The sequence below is a fragment of the Candidatus Pelagibacter communis genome, assembly GCF_001180205.1.
Taxonomy (GTDB): domain Bacteria; phylum Pseudomonadota; class Alphaproteobacteria; order Pelagibacterales; family Pelagibacteraceae; genus Pelagibacter; species Pelagibacter ubique_O.
This window is the reverse complement of record NZ_CVSU01000026.1, coordinates 1-875: the sequence shown is the minus strand read 5'-3', so window position 1 is coordinate 875 and position 875 is coordinate 1. Positions and strand designations below refer to the sequence as shown.

The 875-nt window shown below is 31.0% G+C and carries 1 pseudogene; it reads right to left on the bottom strand.

The window, feature by feature from the left end:
- Positions 1 to 169: 169 nt before the first annotated feature.
- Positions 170 to 875 (bottom strand): annotated as a pseudogene (locus AMO08_RS01585) (tRNA uridine-5-carboxymethylaminomethyl(34) synthesis enzyme MnmG); the annotation flags it as partial.

Below are 875 nucleotides of genomic sequence, written 5' to 3'. Positions count from 1 at the left end.
ATATGACGGTCAATTATAGCCTTTTTTGATGCTGTGTTTTGGCTAATTATGTTGATTTTTTTATTTTTTTCAAGAATCATAGATATATAGTTTTCAAAGTCCAAAAATGTTTCACGTGAAACATTTAAGTGATTGATTCTAGAATAAGAATTTAAAATTTCTTGATCCATTAAGCTATATGCTTAATAGACTTTCTTTTGACATGTGACAACAAAATATATACAGCGGCAGGAGTAATTCCGTCAATTCTTAGAGCTTGACCCATTGTTTTAGGCTTTATTTCTTTAAATTTAGCTTTTACCTCATTAGATAAACCTGATAGTGCATCGTAATTAATTTTATCAGGAATAATCAGGTTTTCATCCCTCTTAAATGCTAAAATATCTGCTTTTTGCTTCTTTAAATATCCACTATAATGGGCATTAATTTCTACCTGTTCATCAATTTCTTTACTAAAAAAAGGTATATCAGACCATATTTCCCTAATTTTACTCATATTTACCCCTTTTTGAGTTAAAACTTTGCGAGATGATCTCAATATTCCGTCTTTGGCTATTTTTATTCCAAATCTTTCTGCTTTAGATGGTGAAATCTTGGACACTCTCATTTTTTCATTTATTTGACTAATTTGCTTAAATTTACTCAAATAAACAGCTTTTCTCTCATCGCCTATTAAACCAATATCTATTCCCTTAGATGTTAATCTTTGATCAGCGTTATCAGATCTCAGACTTAATCTATATTCTGCTCTCGATGTAAACATTCTGTATGGCTCTGCTACCCCTTTGGTCACCAAATCATCAATCATTACTCCAATGTAGGCGTCAGATCTATCAAGTATGAATGGTTCTAATTTTTTAACGGACAAAGCGGCA